Annotated in this window: 15 protein-coding genes and 2 pseudogenes; 9 read left to right on the forward strand and 8 right to left on the reverse strand. The window is 61.9% G+C overall.

Going from position 1 to position 13,348, the window contains the following annotated elements:
• Positions 1-157: 157 nt before the first annotated feature.
• The 4 genes from rpsU to ACFFP0_RS22350 form a co-directional block, all read right to left on the reverse strand.
• Positions 158-394: a 30S ribosomal protein S21 gene (gene rpsU, locus ACFFP0_RS22335; RefSeq protein ID WP_377264420.1), complete on the reverse strand. Its 237-nt coding sequence runs from the start codon at positions 392-394 to the stop codon at positions 158-160.
• 52 nt (positions 395-446) lie between these two features.
• Positions 447-734 carry a cold-shock protein gene (locus ACFFP0_RS22340; RefSeq protein WP_377264421.1) on the reverse strand — a complete coding sequence of 96 codons (288 nt, stop codon included), beginning with the start codon at positions 732-734 and terminating at the stop codon, positions 447-449.
• 230 nt (positions 735-964) lie between these two features.
• A complete protein-coding gene (locus ACFFP0_RS22345; RefSeq protein ID WP_377264422.1) occupies positions 965-1,174 on the reverse strand; it encodes a cold-shock protein in 210 nt (69 codons plus the stop codon).
• Positions 1,175-1,508: 334 nt separating this feature from the next.
• On the reverse strand, positions 1,509-2,627 hold the full coding sequence (locus ACFFP0_RS22350) for a TRAP transporter substrate-binding protein (protein WP_377264423.1): 1,119 nt from the start codon (positions 2,625-2,627) through the stop codon (positions 1,509-1,511).
• Between the two features lie 210 nt (positions 2,628-2,837).
• On the opposite strand from ACFFP0_RS22350, the pseudogene ACFFP0_RS22355 reads away from it, so the two are divergent.
• Positions 2,838-2,993 (forward strand): annotated as a pseudogene (locus ACFFP0_RS22355) (helix-turn-helix domain-containing protein); the annotation flags it as partial.
• Positions 2,994-3,139: 146 nt separating this feature from the next.
• Here ACFFP0_RS22355 and ACFFP0_RS22360 read toward each other — a convergent pair.
• A complete protein-coding gene (locus ACFFP0_RS22360) occupies positions 3,140-4,258 on the reverse strand; it encodes a TRAP transporter substrate-binding protein (RefSeq protein WP_377264424.1) in 1,119 nt (372 codons plus the stop codon).
• Positions 4,259-4,500: 242 nt separating this feature from the next.
• Here ACFFP0_RS22360 and mbfA point away from each other — a divergent pair, with 242 nt between their 5' ends.
• Positions 4,501-5,484 carry an iron exporter MbfA gene (gene mbfA, locus ACFFP0_RS22365; protein ID WP_377264425.1) on the forward strand — a complete coding sequence of 328 codons (984 nt, stop codon included), beginning with the start codon at positions 4,501-4,503 and terminating at the stop codon, positions 5,482-5,484.
• Between the two features lie 256 nt (positions 5,485-5,740).
• Here mbfA and ACFFP0_RS22370 read toward each other — a convergent pair whose 3' ends face one another.
• Together ACFFP0_RS22370 and ACFFP0_RS22375 are read right to left on the reverse strand one after the other, a co-directional pair.
• The gene (locus tag ACFFP0_RS22370; RefSeq protein WP_377264426.1) at positions 5,741-6,355 is read right to left on the reverse strand and encodes a transglutaminase-like cysteine peptidase; all 615 of its coding nucleotides are present in this window, start codon (positions 6,353-6,355) and stop codon (positions 5,741-5,743) included.
• 119 nt (positions 6,356-6,474) lie between these two features.
• On the reverse strand, positions 6,475-7,293 hold the full coding sequence (locus ACFFP0_RS22375) for an alpha/beta hydrolase (RefSeq protein WP_377264427.1): 819 nt from the start codon (positions 7,291-7,293) through the stop codon (positions 6,475-6,477).
• Positions 7,294-7,477: 184 nt separating this feature from the next.
• Between ACFFP0_RS22375 and infC the strand changes: the two genes are divergently transcribed.
• From infC to pheT, 7 genes are all read left to right on the forward strand, one after another.
• Entirely contained in the window at positions 7,478-8,014 is a 537-nt protein-coding gene (gene infC / locus ACFFP0_RS22380) for a translation initiation factor IF-3 (protein WP_377264433.1), read from the forward strand.
• Positions 8,015-8,224: 210 nt separating this feature from the next.
• On the forward strand, positions 8,225-8,428 hold the full coding sequence (rpmI, locus tag ACFFP0_RS22385; RefSeq protein ID WP_085422028.1) for a 50S ribosomal protein L35: 204 nt from the start codon (positions 8,225-8,227) through the stop codon (positions 8,426-8,428).
• 33 nt (positions 8,429-8,461) lie between these two features.
• Positions 8,462-8,866 (forward strand): 50S ribosomal protein L20, encoded by a 405-nt coding sequence (rplT, locus tag ACFFP0_RS22390; protein ID WP_377264428.1) that lies wholly within the window; start codon positions 8,462-8,464, stop codon positions 8,864-8,866.
• A 180-nt stretch (positions 8,867-9,046) separates the two neighbouring features.
• Positions 9,047-10,129 carry a phenylalanine--tRNA ligase subunit alpha gene (gene pheS / locus ACFFP0_RS22395; RefSeq protein ID WP_377264429.1) on the forward strand — a complete coding sequence of 361 codons (1,083 nt, stop codon included), beginning with the start codon at positions 9,047-9,049 and terminating at the stop codon, positions 10,127-10,129.
• A 16-nt stretch (positions 10,130-10,145) separates the two neighbouring features.
• Positions 10,146-10,382, forward strand: coding sequence for a DUF4160 domain-containing protein (locus ACFFP0_RS22400; RefSeq protein WP_377264430.1), 237 nt, complete (start codon positions 10,146-10,148; stop codon positions 10,380-10,382).
• 10 nt (positions 10,383-10,392) lie between these two features.
• Positions 10,393-10,638 carry a DUF2442 domain-containing protein gene (locus ACFFP0_RS22405; protein ID WP_377264431.1) on the forward strand — a complete coding sequence of 82 codons (246 nt, stop codon included), beginning with the start codon at positions 10,393-10,395 and terminating at the stop codon, positions 10,636-10,638.
• A 39-nt stretch (positions 10,639-10,677) separates the two neighbouring features.
• The gene (pheT, locus tag ACFFP0_RS22410) at positions 10,678-13,119 is read left to right on the forward strand and encodes a phenylalanine--tRNA ligase subunit beta (protein WP_377264432.1); all 2,442 of its coding nucleotides are present in this window, start codon (positions 10,678-10,680) and stop codon (positions 13,117-13,119) included.
• Between the two features lie 126 nt (positions 13,120-13,245).
• Here pheT and ACFFP0_RS22415 read toward each other — a convergent pair.
• Positions 13,246-13,348 (reverse strand): annotated as a pseudogene (locus tag ACFFP0_RS22415) (IS5/IS1182 family transposase); the annotation flags it as partial.

Below are 13,348 nucleotides of genomic sequence, written 5' to 3' on the forward strand. Positions count from 1 at the left end.
TTGAGATCTGCAAAACCCCAATAAGGTAAGCCGAAAGGCTGGAAGTGTGACTGTCCCTCGATCATCATCTGCATCTCAGTGATCCGTTCTCTCAGCGGGCGCGGCCTCTTTCATGCCATCTCCTTCCTGGCCGGGCGTCCGGACGGCGAAGCGGGTATCAGCGCGTGCGGGCCGCCTTCTTGGGAGCCGGCAGCAGGCCTTCGCGCTGCGCCTTCTTGCGTGCGAGCTTGCGGTGGCGGCGTACGGCCTCCGCTTTCTCGCGGGCGCGTTTCTCGGATGGCTTCTCATAGGCGCTGCGCGCCTTCATTTCACGGAAAACGCCTTCGCGCTGCATCTTCTTCTTCAGCACCCGAAGCGCCTGTTCGACATTGTTGTCTCTGACAAGAACCTGCAAAAAAATATATCCTTTCCAATGCGGGCAAACCCGCGTTCCACAAATGGTCGGCCTATTTTCCGACGCGTATCTTGGCCGGTTTCAGCCAGGGTTCGTCGCTGCCCTTCGGGGAAGCCTCGTCCTTGCCGGCCGACGCAGAGGTTCCGGACGTATCGATATCGCTCGCCACGACCCGCCGTTCGAAGTTCTCGTTGCCGAACCGGACGCGATATTGCGGCTCGCCGCCATCGGAAGCCGGCAAATTGCCGACGATCCGGCATGTCCGGTCGCCGGTGGCCGTACGGCTCAGGCCCGCTTTGAGGACGACGACATCGCCGACGGCATAGACGTGTGGACACATCCGTATTCTCCTCGAACCCGATCCTAGAGCGCCGTGCGCCCGAACGGACGCACCAAGGACGCTCTCATCCTTTGAATCCAGAGCATCTTATCCGCGTTCAGGCGATGCCACCTGAACGCAGGATGCTCTAGACGGGAAAAACAAAAAGGCCGGGCGTTACCCCGACCTCTTCCCGTCATTCCAGCGCTCGCTGCCAGTACATCCGTGGTCAGCCGAGGCGAATGACATCCTTAGACAGCCCGGAGATTGTCAGCCGAGCTCTTGCCCGACTTGCGGTCGCGAACGATCTCGTAGGAGATCTTCTGACCCTCGGTCAGGGAGGACAGGCCGGCGCGCTCGACAGCCGAGACATGGACAAAAACGTCCGTCGCGCCATCATCGGGCTGAATGAAGCCAAAACCCTTGGTGCTGTTGAACCACTTCACAGTGCCAGTATTCATAACGATTTCCTTTCAATCGCCAGAGTTGTCGGGCGGCATGCCGTCCGTTTGATCGATATTTGAGAGGAAATCTGACTGAGCACGGAGCTCTTGGACAAAGGTCACAAGCAATTTTCGATAACGCCAATATAGGCTTTATCGCGGGATAATCAACGCCCCGGCCTCAATTAATTCGGACCCGGGCCGGGTGAAGGCCAAGACTCTCCTGGCCAAAGGACTGATTTCAAACGGCGATTGTGGGGGAAATTCACCGCGGCGAAGGGGAGCGATGCGAGGCGGACGGGCCGAAAGAAAAGCCCCGGAGGCGATCCGGGGCTTCGGTCCGGCATGACGATCAGAGCGTGCCGTTGCGCTGCTGGGTCATCATGAAGGTGTCGTAGGAATATTCGGCGACCTGCGCCCAGAGATAGGCATCCTTCTTGAAGGCCTGCTGGCTGTCGTAGAGCTTCCTGAAGGCCGGGCTTCTGGCGGAAAGCTCGGCATAGGTCTCCATCGCCGCCTTGAAGCAGACGTCCATGATCTCGCGGCTGAACGGCTTCAGGACGGCGCCCTCGGCGACGAGCTGCTTGAGCGCCCTGGCATTGTGCGCGTCATAATTGGCGAGCATGTTCGTATTGGCCGATGCGCAGGCATTGGCGAGGATCTTCCGGTAGCTTTCTGGCAGGCCCTTGAACTTTTCGAGGTTGAAGAAGGCATGCATCGCCGGGCCGCCTTCCCACCACGCCGGATAATAATAGTACTTGGCGACCTTCACGAAGCCGAGCTTCTGGTCGTCATAGGGTCCGACGAATTCGGTCGCGTCGATCGTGCCCTTTTCGAGCGCGGCATAGACATCGCCGCCGGCGATCTGCTGGGGTGTCACGCCGACCTTCTGCATGACCTGTCCGGCAAGCCCGGCGATACGCATCTTCAGGCCCTTGAGGTCGTCGATCGTGTCGATTTCCTTGCGGAACCAGCCGCCCATCTGGGTGCCGCTGTTGCCGGCGGGCAGGGCGTAGAGATTGCGGGGCGCGAGGAATTCGTTGATCAGGTCGTTGCCGCCGCCCGCCGTGAACCAGGCGTTCGTCATGCGGGCGTTGAGGCCGAAGGGAATGGCGGTGCCGAGCGCGAAGGCGGGGTCCTGGCCGATATAGTAGTAGGAACAGGTATGCGCCATCTCGACGGTGCCGGCGGAAACGGCGTCGGCGGCCTGCAGCGGCGGCACGATCTCGCCGGCCGCGAAGGTCTGGATAGTGAACTTGCCGTCCGTCGCCGTCTTCACGCTCTCGGCGATTTCATTGGCGGCGCCGAAAATGATGTCGAGGCTCTTCGGAAAGGAGGAGGTAAGGCGCCAGTTGATCCTCGGGTTTTCCTGGGCGATCGCCGGGGCAGCCAGGGGAGCGACAAGCGCGGTCGTCGCGGCGGCGCCCATGCCGGCGGTCACTGCCTGTTTGAAGAAACGTCTGCGGTTCATGAAATCCTCCTCGAAGCGAAATGCCTGCGGCCCGTCCCGGCTTTGTCGTTCCGGTCATAATCCTTTCATTTCGGGAACGGCAAGGGAATTCCGAAAAGGAGTGTTTGGAGCCGACCGGGTTCGAGTGCCGATGCATGGGTGGTGTTTCGCTCCCGGTAAGCCGGCGGAGGTGAGGTTTTCCTTCTCCCCGCCGGGAGAAGGAAAACCAGCCGCCTGCACGAAGCCCGCCGCCGGCTTTTGGCGGAAGCGGGAGATACGGCGCGGGTCGCCTTTTCGGTGAGCTATGAGAGCGTCACCCAGTTCAGTCGCGAATATGCCCGCCAGTTCGGCGCCTCGCCGGCTCGCGATGTGAAGCGCCTGCGGTAAAGAATGTCGGCCGAACCGGAACTGATGGAGACCTGAACCGAACGAAAAAAGCCCGAAGCGATGCTCCGGGCTTTGGCTTGTTGTTTTCATGCATGTCGTTGCCGCAAATCCGCTTTCGCGCGACCTGCATCAGGTCGGGACGCCGATTACAGCGTGCCCTTGCGCTGCTGGACCATCATGTAGGTGTCGTAGGTATATTCGGCGATCTGGTTCCACAGATAGCCGTCCTTCTTGAAGGCCTGCTGGCTGTCGTAGATCTTCTTGAAGGCGGCGTTCCTGGCGGTGATGTCCGCATAGACTTCCTGCGCCGCCTTGTAGCTCGCGTCGAGGATTTCCTGGCTGAACGGCTTCAGGACCGCGCCTTCGGCGACGAGCTGCTTGAGCGCCTTGGCGTTGTTCGCGTCATACCGGGCGAGCATGTTCTGGTTGGCGTTGGCGCAGGCGTCCTTGAGCATCCGCTGGTAGCTCTTCGGCAGCGCGTTGAACTTCTCCAGATTGAAGAAGGCATGCACGGCCGGGCCGCCTTCCCACCACGCCGGATAGTAGTAGTACTTGGCGACCTTCACGAAGCCGAGCTTCTGGTCGTCATAGGGTCCGACGAACTCGGTCGCGTCGATCGTGCCCTTTTCGAGCGCGGCATAGACATCCCCGCCGGCGATCTGCTGCGGCGTCACGCCGAGCTTCTGCATGACCTGTCCGGCAAGCCCGGCAATGCGCATCTTCAGGCCGTTGAGGTCGGATACCGTATTGATTTCCTTGCGGAACCAGCCGCCCATCTGGGCGCCCGTATTGCCGGCCGGCAACGAATAGAGATTGTAGCCGGAGAGGAATTCGTTGATGAGCTCGTTGCCGCCGCCGACCGAGAACCATGCATTGGTCTGGCGTGCGTTGAGACCGAAGGGAACGGCCGTGCCGAGCGCGAAGGTCGGGTCCTTGCCGATATAATAGTAGGCGCAGGTATGCGCCATCTCGACGGTGCCGGCGGAAACGGCGTCGGCGGCCTGCAGGCCGGGCACGACTTCGCCGGCGGCGAAGGGATGGATGGTGAAATTGCCGTCGGACGCTTCCTTCACGCTTTCCACGATCTCCGTGGCTGCGGTGAAGAGGATGTCGGTGTTCTTCGTGAAGGAGGATGTCATCCTCCAGGTGATCTTCGGATTTTCCTGGGCGATTGCCGGGGCTGCCAGCGGAGCGGTGAGCGCGGTCGCGGCAGCGGCGCCCACGCCGGCGGTCGCTGCCTGCCGGAAGAATTGTCTGCGATCCATGGGAATATTGCCTTGTTGACTTTGAAGGATGCCCGGATTTTCGCCCGCGCGGGGCCGCTCTTAATCCCTTTATTTCCGCAACGGCAAGTGAAAAATCCGGAAGATTACGCTGCGGTGCAGCATTTCTTTCCGAAAATTGCGCCGGCTGCGGCGAGGGTTCGGCCGGGGCCATACGCCGCAAAAATCCCTTGAAGTTTTTCATGCGGCGTTTAGTTTAGAATAATTCTAATTAAGGAGCATTTATGTTAGACCGCCTGTTGCCCATGTCGAAACGATCCTTCGAGTCTCTCAGCGAGGCGGAGATCCTCGCCCTGGCCGTCGCGTCGGAGGAAGAGGATGCGCGCATCTATCTCGACTATGCGGACAGCCTGCGCGAGCGCTATCCCGCGTCCGCCAAGGTCTTCGAGGACATGGCGGAGGTCGAGCAGACCCACAAGAACACCTTGATCGAGATGTTCCGCTCCCGGTTCGGCGAGCGCATTCCGCTGATCCGCCGCGAGCACGTACGCGGCTTCTACGACCGCAAGCCGGACTGGCTGAGAAAGAACCTTCCGATCGAGACGGCGCGGGAACAGACCGAGGCCATGGAGCAGCAGGCCGCCCGTTTCTACAGGGAGGCGGCCAAGCGCGTTTCCGATGCCTCCACCCGCAAGCTGCTCGGCGATCTCGCGCTTGCGGAAGAGGGGCACGAGGACATCGCCCGCATGCTGACCGAGAAGCATGTGCCGGAGGATGTGAAGTCGGAAGAGGACCAGACCGCGCGGCGCCAGTTCATCCTCACCTATGTGCAGCCCGGCCTTGCAGGGCTGATGGACGGCTCGGTTTCGACGCTTGCGCCGATCTTCGCGGCGGCATTCGCCACGCAGAATACCTGGTCGACCTTCCTGATCGGCCTTTCGGCCTCCGTCGGCGCCGGCATTTCCATGGGGTTCACGGAAGCGGCCCATGACGACGGCAAGATTTCCGGCCGGGGCTCGCCGGTCAAGCGCGGCCTCGCCTCGGGCATCATGACGGCGGTCGGCGGCCTGGGCCACGCGCTGCCCTATCTGATCCCGCATTTCTGGACGGCGACGATCGTCGCGGCCATCGTCGTCTTCTTCGAATTGTGGGCGATCGCCTTCATCCAGAACCGCTATATGGAAACGCCCTTCCTGCGGGCCGTCTTCCAGGTCGTGTTCGGCGGTTCGCTCGTTCTGGCAGCCGGCATCCTGATCGGGAATGGGTGAGATGCGACGGCGCAAGCCGGCAAAACGCTCCGGTGGAGCGTTTTGAGCAGCGAACGCCGCGAGCCCAAAGCGAGCGGCCGGGTGCCGGTTCGGCAAATGCGTCCCCACGGGCGAAGCCCGTGCAATCGATCCGGTGAATCGATTGCGGCGAGGAACGCCGCGAGCCGCCGGTTCCACCTCTCGCCTTCTCGAAACAAAACCGCCTGCGATCCGTCCGGCCGCAGGCGGTTGTCGATTCCGGCAAGCGGCCGGTCTGTTATTTCAAGGCACCGACGAGGACGTCGCGGCCGTTTTCGATCGTCACCCAGCGGCCGGTATTGAACGACGCCTGGCGTTTCAGGAAGGTATAGGGCGTCTGATACCAGGGCTTCACCTCGTTATCGAGGTTGTCGAGGACGAAGTCGCCATCGGACGTGCGAAGCGTGAGAACCGCATGGCCTTCGCCGTCCGGCTTGCGCACGACGGTCATCAGGAGGTCGGAAAGGGCAAAGCCGCGGGCCGCCAGTTCCTTGCGCTTCTGGAGTGCGTAGTCCTCGCAATCGGCGAAATTGACGGGATAGGCCCAGACCTCTTCCCGGCCGTAGATTTCCTTGTCGGTCTTGGCGATATACCGGGCGTTGACGGACCGGTTGATCTGGCGGACGAGAGCCCAGCCCTTGGCGCTGACCTTGGGAGCCGGCGTGGAGCGGCTCTTGATCGCGCATTCCGACACATATTTCTGGCAGAATTCGTAGTGGCCGATCGGCTGGGACGTGACGGCGCCGACAACCATGGAAGCCACGGGCCTCGGAGCGGGCACTGCCGCGCTCACCGGTACAAGCACGCTGATTAGGGTCACGGCAAACCGCCGTGCCTGAAAGGCTCTCATCATGGACCCGTCCCTTAAAATCCTAACGAAACGTTAAGATTGGACAGGCGCAAGAGTCAATCGGTGAAGATTTGTTAACGTCTGGGGCGTGGTATTATGGTTAAGAACGCAACATTTTTGCCTCAGCCCAAATTTTGATCATGCAGAATTAGGGCGCGGACCGCAGCCTTCAATTTCTCGATGTCCTGGGGCCGGGAAAGCCGGTGGTCTCCATCGCGGATCAGGGTCAGCACCACGTCGTCGGCCGGCAGGAATTCGACGAGCTTCAGCGCGTGGCTGCAGGGCACGTCCGGGTCTTTCATGCCCTGCAGGATGGTGACCGGGCAGCCGGTTTCGATGATGCCGCTGAGGACGAGGTTCCGGCGGCCGTCCTCGATCAGGTCGCGCGTATACATATTGGGTTCGGGACCGTATTCCGAAAGCTCCTCGAAATAGCCGCGTTCGGCAAGCGACCGGCGCTCGGCCTCGGTGAGGTTCGGTTCGATGAGTTCGGCGGTGAAATCCGGCGCCGGCGCGATCAGCACGATCCCTTCGACCTTCGGCGCCGCCTTCCGCTTCCGCAGTTCCTGCACCAGGCGCAGCGTAATCCAGCCGCCCATGGACGACCCGACGAGGACGACCCGCTTCGGCCCGATGTCGTGCAGCACGGCCAGTGCCTCTTCCAGCCAGCGGGAGATCGTACCGTCGCGGAAGGCGCCGCCGGAGATGCCGTGCCCGGAATAGTCGAACCGGATCGCCGCGAGCCCGAGTTCGCCGGCGAGCGCGTCGAGTTCCACGGCCTTGGTGCCGGACATGTCGGAACGGTAGCCGCCGAGCCAGACGAGGGCCGGGCCGGACGTCTTCTTCCGGGCGGCCCGGTGGACGATCGCGATCTCGCGGGCGCCCGCGCCTTCGCCTACGGTGATCCTCTTTTCGGTGATGCCGGCTGCAGCCTCTGTCATGGCGGGGTTCCTCGCGCTTTTCCGGCGCTTATAAAACAGATTCGCGACGTGGCGACAGCAGGTGATTTTTTCGTGACAACGTGCTATTGACTTCGGCCAAGCGATCACGACATTTCGCTCGGCCGCAGGCCGTGCGCTGGAAGAGTCGCCGCTTGCGTTCCGAAACAATCAGGAGAACACGACCATTCGCAGACCATTCAAAGCCGATGCCCCCGTCAAGGAGGGGCCGCGCTCCAACAGGGAAATCCGCATTCCCCGGGTCCAGCTTATCGACGCAGAAGGCCACAACCACGGTGTGGTTCCGACCGACCAGGCGCTTCGCATGGCGGAGGAAGCAGGCCTCGATCTCGTAGAGATCTCGCCGAACAACGATCCGCCGGTGTGCAAGATCCTCGATCTCGGCAAGCTGAAATATGCGAACCAGAAGAAGGCGGCCGAAGCTCGCAAGAAGCAGAAGATCGTCGAAATCAAGGAAATCAAGATGCGTCCCAACATCGACACCCATGACTATGAGGTGAAGATGAAGGCGATGAACCGTTTCTTCGAGGACGGCGACAAGGTGAAGGTGACGCTGAAGTTCCGCGGCCGCGAGATGGCCCACCAGGAACTCGGCATGAAGCTTCTGCTTCAGGTGAAGGACGACACCACGGAAATCGCCAAGGTGGAGGCCGAGCCGAAGCTCGAAGGCCGCCAGATGATGATGGTGCTGGCGCCGAAATAAGCGCCGCACCTTCACCGCTTCCCAGGGTTTCCCCAGGCGGCTTTGCCGGCGTCGGGCCGGTTTTCGAAGATACCTTCTTCCCCCATTGCGCTTTTGACCGACTGCGGTTATAAGCGCGCGTCCGAACGGTCCGGCAGGGCATGCCGTGGCCGTTCCAAATGCTTGGAACCTGCCTCGTCTGCGGTTCCGATACAAATACGGAGTAGCAAAATGCCCAAGATGAAGACGAAATCGGCTGCCAAGAAGCGGTTCAAGATCACCGCTTCCGGCAAGGTCAAGGCGCAGGCCGCAGGCAAGCGCCATGGCATGATCAAGCGGTCCAACAAGTTCATCCGCGACGCACGCGGAACGATGGTGCTTGCCGAACCCGATGGCAAGAAGATCATCAAGAGCTACCTGCCGAACGGTCTTTGAGACCTTTAGCCCGCATCATAAGGAGATCATGACATGGCACGCGTAAAACGGGGCGTCACTTCCCGCGCCAAGCACACCAAGACCCTCAAGGCAGCCAAGGGCTTCTACGGCCGCCGCAAGAACACCATCCGCGCCGCAAAGGCAGCGGTGGATCGTTCGCGCCAGTTCGCAACGCGCGACCGTCGCGTCAAGAAGCGCAACTTCCGCGCCCTGTGGATTCAGCGCATCAATGCCGCCGTCCGCGAGTTCGGCCTTACCTATGGCCGTTTCATCGACGGCCTCAACAAGGCCGGCATCGAAGTCGACCGCAAGGTTCTGTCCGACATGGCGATCCATGAGCCGGCAGCATTCGGCGCGCTCGTCGAGGCTTCCAAGAAAGCTCTCGAGTACCTCAAGGAAACCGGTACTCCGAACGAGTTTGAAGGCGCGGTTCGTTAACCAGCGCTTCCCAAGCTTTATTGCTTTACTGAATTTGGGAAACCCGCGCTGGCTTGGGCTGGCGCGGGTTTTTCTTTGTACTTCCGCATATCGGTTACGACGTGCCAGGCACCGTAAATGCTGACAAACGGCCGTCACGACCGCGCAATACATCTCTCCGACCATCAAACGGAAGAAACCATGTCCGATCTGGAAAACCTGAAAACTTCGCTTCTGGCGGAAATCGCCGATGCCGGCGACGAGGCGGCGATCGAGGCTGTGCGCGTCACCGCGCTCGGCAAGAAGGGCTCCGTCTCAGAACTCCTGAAGACGCTCGGCACCATGTCGCCCGAGGAGCGGCAGAACCGCGGCGCGGCGATCAACGCGCTGAAGAACGAGATCGCCGACGCCATCGCAGCCCGCAAGACGCTGCTGAAGGACGCGGCGATCGAGGCCCGGCTGAAGGCCGAGACGGTGGACGTCACGCTGCCGGTGCGCTCCTCGCCCGCCGAGCGCGGCCGCATCCACCCGATCAGCCAGATCGTCGACGAGATCACGGCGGTTTTCGGCGACATGGGTTTCTCCATCGCCGAAGGCCCGGACATCGAGACGGACTACTACAACTTCACGGCGCTCAACTTCCCCGAAGGCCATCCGGCCCGCGAGATGCACGACACCTTCTTCTTCCAGTCGGACGGGAACGGCGACCGCAAGGTGCTGCGCACCCACACCTCGCCGGTGCAGATCCGCACCATGGAAGCGCAGAAGCCGCCGATCCGCATCGTCATCCCGGGCAAGACCTATCGCCAGGACTCGGACGCCACGCACTCGCCCATGTTCCATCAGGTCGAGGGCCTCGTCGTCGACAAGAAGTCGCATGTCGGCCACATGCGCTGGATTCTGGAAGAGTTCTGCAAGGCCTTCTTCGAGGTGCCGTCGGTGACGATGCGCTTCCGCCCGTCCTTCTTCCCGTTCACCGAGCCGAGCTTCGAGGTGGACATCCAGTGCGACCGCTCCGGCCCGATCGTCAAGTTCGGCGAAGGCAGCGACTGGATGGAGATCCTGGGCTGCGGCATGGTGCATCCGAACGTGCTGAAGGCCGGCGGGCTCGACCCGGACGAATACCAGGGCTTTGCCTGGGGCATGGGGCTCGACCGCATCGCCATGCTGAAATACGGCATGCCCGACCTGCGCGACTTCTTCAACGCCGACGTCCGCTGGATGAACCACTACGGTTTCCGCCCGCTCGACATGCCGACGCTGTTCGGCGGCTTGAGCGCTTGAGCCAGAGTACCTGACAATGCCGACCTTGCTGATCTGGCATGGATACAAGTTCAGGTTCTACGCTTTGGACGTGGGTGAACCGCCGCATGTCCATATCGTCAAGGATTCAAAATCCTTGAAGGTCTGGCTGAGGAGTTTGGAAGTCGTGCAGAATAAAGGATATAGTGATCAGGAAATTGGAAGGCTGCTCAAGGTGGCCGCGGAACACCGTGATGAATGGCTAGGCGTTTGGCATGACTTCTTTGGCCTTTGAAACTGATGAGATGCGGCCTGTTCGGGCCTGGTGTGCCGACAGCGAGGTCCATGTGGCGCTCGCCGACGGTCGCGTCATCGCGACGCCTCTCTGGTGGTATCCGTTCCTGTCGAAGCTGAACGACAACCAGCTGAACGACATCGAGTTGATGTACGAAGGAATCTGGTGGACCGCTGTCGATGAAGGCATTTCGGTGAAAAGCATGTTCCTGGGCGTGAAGGCCCCCGGCGCCAAGGCCCCGGAAAAGGTCGCCTGACCCGATTCCCCCGATGATTTTGAGACGAGATAAAAGACAATGAAATTCACGCTTTCCTGGCTCAAGGATCACCTTGAGACCGATGCCACGCTGGACGAGATCTGCGAGCGCCTGACCTCGATCGGCCTCGAGGTCGAGGATGTCGACGACAAGGCGGCCTACAGGCCCTTCGTCGTTGCCAGGGTTCTCTCGGCGGAAAAGCATCCGCAGGCGGACCGCCTGAAGGTGCTGATGGTGGATGCCGGCCCCGAGGTGAACGGCGGCAAGCCGGTGCAGGTCGTCTGCGGTGCGCCGAATGCGCGGACCGGCCTCGTCGGCGCCTTCGCGCGCCCCGGAACCTATGTTCCGGGCATCGACGTGACGCTCGCCGTCGGCAACATCCGCGGCGTCGAAAGCCACGGCATGATGTGTTCCGAGAAGGAACTCGACATGTCGGACAATCACGACGGCATCATCGACCTTCCGGCCGATGCGCCGGTCGGCACGCCCTTCGCGTCCTATGCCGGCCTCGACGATCCGGTCATCGAGATCAACCTGACGCCGAACCGTCCGGACTGCACCTCGATCCATGGCATCGCCCGCGATCTCGCAGCCGCCGGCCTCGGCACGCTGAAGACGCGCGTCAGGCCGAGCTTCAGGACCGAGGGCGAGACTTCGGTCGGCCTGAAGATCGTGCTCGACGACGAACGGCTCTGCCCGGGTTTCGGCCTGCGGCTCGTGCGCGGCGTCAGGAACGGCCCGAGCCCGGCCTGGATGCAGCAGCGGCTGAAGGCAATCGGCCTTCGCCCGATCAACGCGCTGGTCGACATCACCAACTACATGACCTTCGACCAGGGTCGCCCGATGCACGTCTTCGACGCCGCGAAGGTGAAGGGTGACCTCACCGTCCGCCGCGCGCTGGAAGGCGAGACCGTGCTGGCGCTCGACCAGCGTGAGTACAGGCTGACCCCGAACAATGTCGTCATCGCCGACGACAACGGCGTAGAATCGATCGGCGGCATCATGGGCGGCGAGCATTCCGGCTGCGACGGGAACACCGTCGACGTGCTAATCGAGTCGGCGCTCTGGGACCCGATCAACATCGCCAAGTCCGGCCGCTCGCTCGGCATCATCACCGATGCGCGCTACCGTTTCGAGCGCGGCATCGATCCGGAATACATGGTGCCGGGCCTTGAGCGCACGACGGAACTGGTGCTGGAGCTTTGCGGCGGCACGGCGGCGGCGGAGAAAATCGTCGGTTACAAGGGTCACCAGCCGAAGGTGATCGATTTCCCGTTCTCGGAGGTGAAGCGCCTGACCGGCCTCGACGTCTCGACCGATGAAAGCCGCCAGATCCTCACCCGCCTCGGCTTCGAGGTGCAGGGCGTCGGCGATGTGGGCTCCGTGTCCGTCAAGGTTCCCTCCTGGCGTCCGGATGTCGAAGGCAAGGCCGACCTCGTCGAGGAAGTCATGCGCATCCACGGCGTCGACCAGATCAAGCCGGAGGCGATCGATCGTCTCGCCGCCGTCAACAGCCGCATCCTCACCACGCTGCAGGTGCGCACCCGCACCGCCAAGCGGGCGCTTGCCTCGCGCGGCATGCTGGAAGCCGTCACCTGGTCCTTCATTTCCGAGGATCAGGCCAGGCTTTTCGGCGGCGGCAAGCCGGAACTGAAGCTTGCCAATCCGATTGCATCCGACATGTCCGACATGCGGCCTTCGCTTCTGCCGGGCCTGCTGACGGCAGCCCAGCGCAATGCCGACAAGGGCTTTGGCGACGTGGCGATCTTCGAAGTGTCGGGCACCTACGAGACCGATACGCCGGAAGGCCAGCGGCGTGTGGCCGGTGGCGTCCGCCGCGGCACGGCCTCGATCAACGGCACGGGCCGTCTCTGGTCCAACAATGCCAGGGGCGGTGGCAAGCCGGTCGATGTCTTCGACGCCAAGGCCGATGCGCTGGCGGTCTTGGAAGCCTGCGGCCTGCCGATGTCGAACGTGCAGGTGGAGAGCGGTGCGCCCGGTTGGTACCATCCCGGCCGTTCCGGCACGATCAAGATGGGGCCGAAGGTCGTGATCGGCTATTTCGGCGAATTTCATCCCAAGACGCTCGGCAGCCTCGACGTATCCGGCGCGCTCTGCGGTTTCGAGGTCTTCCTCGACGCCATGCCCGAGCCGAAGAAGAAGGCCACCCGCACCAAGCCGCCGCTGGAGCTCTCGTCCTTCCAGGTGGTGAAGCGCGACTTCGCCTTCGTGGTTGCAGGCGATGTGGATGCCGGCGCGATCGTCAAGGCGGCGGCGACCGCCGACCGCAAACTGATCGCCGGCGTCAACGTCTTCGACGTGTTCGAAGGCGCCTCGCTTGGTGAAGGCAGGAAGTCGGTGGCGATCGAGGTCCTGATCCAGCCGGTCGAGCGGACGCTGACCGACGAGGATTTCGAGGCGCTGACGACCAGGATCGTCACCAATGTCGAAAAGACGACGGGTGGGGTTCTGCGCGCCTAAATCGGGTGGTCTGAATCACCTTTCAAAGTTAGCCTGTCCCTCGCAAGGGGCAGGCTTTTTTGTGCCCGGCCGTCAACAGGCTCCGGGCCTTGCGTCGAGGATCTCTAGGCCGTAGCGACGAATTAACTATTTGAGCCAGATGGCGATAGCGGCGATTTTGACGAAGCCCATGAAGTTTGCGAGCAGCTTGTCGTATCGTGTGGCGACACGTCGGAATTGTTTGAGCTTG

The sequence above is a fragment of the Neorhizobium puerariae genome (genome assembly GCF_042429745.1).
Taxonomy (GTDB): domain Bacteria; phylum Pseudomonadota; class Alphaproteobacteria; order Rhizobiales; family Rhizobiaceae; genus Neorhizobium; species Neorhizobium puerariae.

Bases quoted from the DNA above. Each gene is read 5' to 3' on its own strand.
- rpmI (WP_085422028.1), top strand. From the start codon at position 8,225: ATGCCCAAGATGAAGACGAAATCGGCTGCCAAGAAGCGGTTCAAGATC.
- ACFFP0_RS22375 (WP_377264427.1), bottom strand. From the start codon at position 7,293: ATGACAGAGGCTGCAGCCGGCATCACCGAAAAGAGGATCACCGTAGGC.
- ACFFP0_RS22360 (WP_377264424.1), bottom strand. From the start codon at position 4,258: ATGGATCGCAGACAATTCTTCCGGCAGGCAGCGACCGCCGGCGTGGGC.
- ACFFP0_RS22370 (WP_377264426.1), bottom strand. From the start codon at position 6,355: ATGATGAGAGCCTTTCAGGCACGGCGGTTTGCCGTGACCCTAATCAGC.
- ACFFP0_RS22400 (WP_377264430.1), top strand. From the start codon at position 10,146: ATGCCGACCTTGCTGATCTGGCATGGATACAAGTTCAGGTTCTACGCT.
- mbfA (WP_377264425.1), top strand. From the start codon at position 4,501: ATGTTAGACCGCCTGTTGCCCATGTCGAAACGATCCTTCGAGTCTCTC.
- ACFFP0_RS22405 (WP_377264431.1), top strand. From the start codon at position 10,393: ATGCGGCCTGTTCGGGCCTGGTGTGCCGACAGCGAGGTCCATGTGGCG.
- ACFFP0_RS22345 (WP_377264422.1), bottom strand. From the start codon at position 1,174: ATGAATACTGGCACTGTGAAGTGGTTCAACAGCACCAAGGGTTTTGGC.
- rplT (WP_377264428.1), top strand. From the start codon at position 8,462: ATGGCACGCGTAAAACGGGGCGTCACTTCCCGCGCCAAGCACACCAAG.
- ACFFP0_RS22350 (WP_377264423.1), bottom strand. From the start codon at position 2,627: ATGAACCGCAGACGTTTCTTCAAACAGGCAGTGACCGCCGGCATGGGC.
- pheT (WP_377264432.1), top strand. From the start codon at position 10,678: ATGAAATTCACGCTTTCCTGGCTCAAGGATCACCTTGAGACCGATGCC.
- pheS (WP_377264429.1), top strand. From the start codon at position 9,047: ATGTCCGATCTGGAAAACCTGAAAACTTCGCTTCTGGCGGAAATCGCC.
- ACFFP0_RS22340 (WP_377264421.1), bottom strand. From the start codon at position 734: ATGTGTCCACACGTCTATGCCGTCGGCGATGTCGTCGTCCTCAAAGCG.